Origin of the sequence: uncultured Clostridium sp., assembly GCF_947036855.1 — a bacterium.
Taxonomy (GTDB): Bacteria; Bacillota; Clostridia; order Clostridiales; family Clostridiaceae; genus Sarcina.
Genome location: NZ_CAMQRY010000209.1, coordinates 1 through 2,756, shown reverse-complemented (window position 1 = coordinate 2,756; position 2,756 = coordinate 1). Strand labels below are relative to the sequence as shown.

Annotated in this window: 2 protein-coding genes; both read right to left on the bottom strand. The window is 27.9% G+C overall.

What is annotated here, in order from left to right:
• Positions 1-292: 292 nt before the first annotated feature.
• Positions 293-991 (bottom strand): hypothetical protein, encoded by a 699-nt coding sequence (locus tag Q0V15_RS12850; protein ID WP_297439538.1) that lies wholly within the window; start codon positions 989-991, stop codon positions 293-295.
• Positions 988-2,574, bottom strand: a complete 1,587-nt coding sequence (locus Q0V15_RS12845; RefSeq protein ID WP_297439537.1) for a hypothetical protein — start codon at positions 2,572-2,574, stop codon at positions 988-990. The genes Q0V15_RS12850 and Q0V15_RS12845 overlap by 4 nt, the downstream gene beginning before the upstream one ends.
• Positions 2,575-2,756: the final 182 nt, after the last annotated feature.

Below are 2,756 nucleotides of genomic sequence, written 5' to 3'. Positions count from 1 at the left end.
ATTTAAAATGCAGGGCTTTTATTCTATTAATAATTTTGATACTTAAATAGTATAATCAAGAAATATCTACACATAATAAGAATACACTTAACTTTAGTTGTACAGGAGGTATTCTAAAATGGAAGATAAATTAGAAAATGGTGGTGCTATTTGGGGAACATTTTTCCTTATGGCACTTGGTGTAATTGGTCTTTTAGTACCTGTATTTAAATAATATAATTTCCTTGATTATAATTTAATACAAAAAAAATGAGCTATATCTACTAAGTTGCTGATATAGCTCATTTTTTATTTATTCATCATTATTTCTTTGTTTTATTGCTTCCTCTAAGTCTGTATTGCTAAACACCATTTTTATTTCTATTTTTCTATCCCCTTGATGCTCATTTGTATTATAGTTTTCCTCATTTTGATTTCTTTCTTCATGAGTTTTGTTTGTTTCAAACTCAGACATTCCTGATGCTTTAAATTTATGTCCATAAATTTGTTCTAGACTGCTATTCATTGGCATTATCTGATTCAAAAAACTAACTGCTCTCATAGTTGAAAGTTCTCTATTATCAAAAGTTGTCCCTGCATAATCTGTATGTCCAACAATCTCTATATAATCAATCTCTCTATTTATCTCTTCTACGCTGAGTAGTTCATTAAATATTCCACCAAACATATTTGCAACATTTATTCCATCACCCTTAAGTTCTGAAGAATCTGTTTCAAAGAATGTTTCTGTTTTTATATCTATTTTCCCCTCTTCTCTATTAAAAACTATCATATCGTCATTAATATTATTTTCTTTTAGTTCAAGTTCTATCCTATCATACAACTTTTCTCTTTTAGCAGATATATCATCTACAAAAATAGTCAAAAATCCCATTGCTATTATCATTAAAAAGAAAAAAACTAAGGCTGTTATAGACATAATATCTACAAAAGATGGCCAGTATGATGGACTTTCTTCTACTTCCCTATAATTTTTTCTCCTTAGCTTCATTCTCTTCTTCTCCTATAATTGCTAGTATTATTTATTATATCTCTTGAATCATCTATAACTTTAATTGTTTCATCTAAAGTTCTACTTGCTCCAAATATATCTGTGCTTATTGTACCTATCCTATCATCTAAATGATTTTTTATATTTATCCCAACATCATCTAGATAATCTTTTAAAACACTTGAGAATCTTTCTGCAACATAAATAGGCATATGCTCTGTACTCCTATTAAATGATTTTATTGCTTCTTCAAGCGATTTACTTTGTTTATTTATAACTATATTTTGATAACTTATCTCTTTATTACTCACTTCATTACTTCTTTGTATATCCTCTATAAGTGCCTTTATACTTTCTTGATTACTCACCATATTCACACTTTCATCTTTAATAGTAGCTGCAACTTCTAAATTACTTTCTGCATTTACAACCATTGAACTACTAATTCTTATAAGCCCATCATCTATTGACTCTCTAAGACTTCCCATTGAACCTTCAAACTTTATGCTTATACCAGTAAAACATTGCCCAAGATTTGCTGATAAATTATCAAGTGATACATCCATAGCTCCGCTCATTGCCTCAAATGAAGTATCTATACTAGTACTTAAGTCAATCATTGACTTATCTAAATACTCTGTTGACCTAACAAATTCTTTAAATCCAGTATCAACACTTTCACTTAAATTCTCTGATGTTACAACAAACTCCGATACTGATTTATTAAATGATGCTACTGGCTGCTGAAAACTTCTAACTGTTCCATCAAAAACTTCTACAAGACCTTTAAATTCTTTAGTATATTCCTTAAGCCCATTTGCTGATTCAGTTAAATCTATTGAACTTGTATTTATTTTACTTACTAGTTCCTCCACTCCATCTTTAAATAAATTAGTCATTTCTTCTGTTAATGTGAGCATTGTAAGTTTAACTGTTCTACTAAACTCTTCAAAGATTGTATTAAATGTTTTTGCATGATTAGCAAATATCTCATTATCTAAATAATCTTCAATTTCATTATAAAATTTATTTTTTGAATGTTTCATTGTGTTAATTATAAAATTACTTATCATTGAAGTTATAACTCCAAATATACTTGTCCAGAAAGCTGTTGCCATACTAGCAATAGGGCTTTGAAGTTCTTTTGTAAAATTATTTATAGTTGTTATTCCAGATAAAGCAGTTTTTGTTTCAAATATAGCAAGTGTTAATCCAAGAAATGTTCCAAGAAGTCCCATTGCTATAAGTATTGATGGAATTATTCTTGCTGTACTCTCAAATCTTACATATTTATCGCTTAAATGCTTTTCTATAATAACTTGTGTATTTATATTATCTGTACCACACTCCGTACTTCTTTTAAACCTTGCCACTATTTTTTTAACCTCTGGCATACTAAAATTAATATCCCCGTCTTGTGCTATACCTTCCACTATATCGTTATTTAGCTCATCATAATATTTCTTCACTAAAAAGCTTAAAACTATCCCAATAATAAAAATTATAAGAATCAATCCTATAACAAGCCAACCAAGTAAATTCTGTGATGTAATTGAACTAATGGTTTTTTTTAAAACCTCCATGTAACCCTCCTATATTTTAATTAATACCTTACATTTATATGTTTGAAATCTTATGTATTATGCAATTTTAAGTTACTTAATATTTTAATTCTTTATTACATAAAATAAAAAAACACATTGAAGATTTTAACTTCAATGTGTTTTATGTTATCTATACACTAATTACTACTATTATTACTACT

Coding starts and splice junctions, on each gene's coding strand:
- Q0V15_RS12845 (WP_297439537.1), bottom strand. CDS start 2,574: ATGGAGGTTTTAAAAAAAACCATTAGTTCAATTACATCACAGAATTTA.
- Q0V15_RS12850 (WP_297439538.1), bottom strand. CDS start 991: ATGAAGCTAAGGAGAAAAAATTATAGGGAAGTAGAAGAAAGTCCATCA.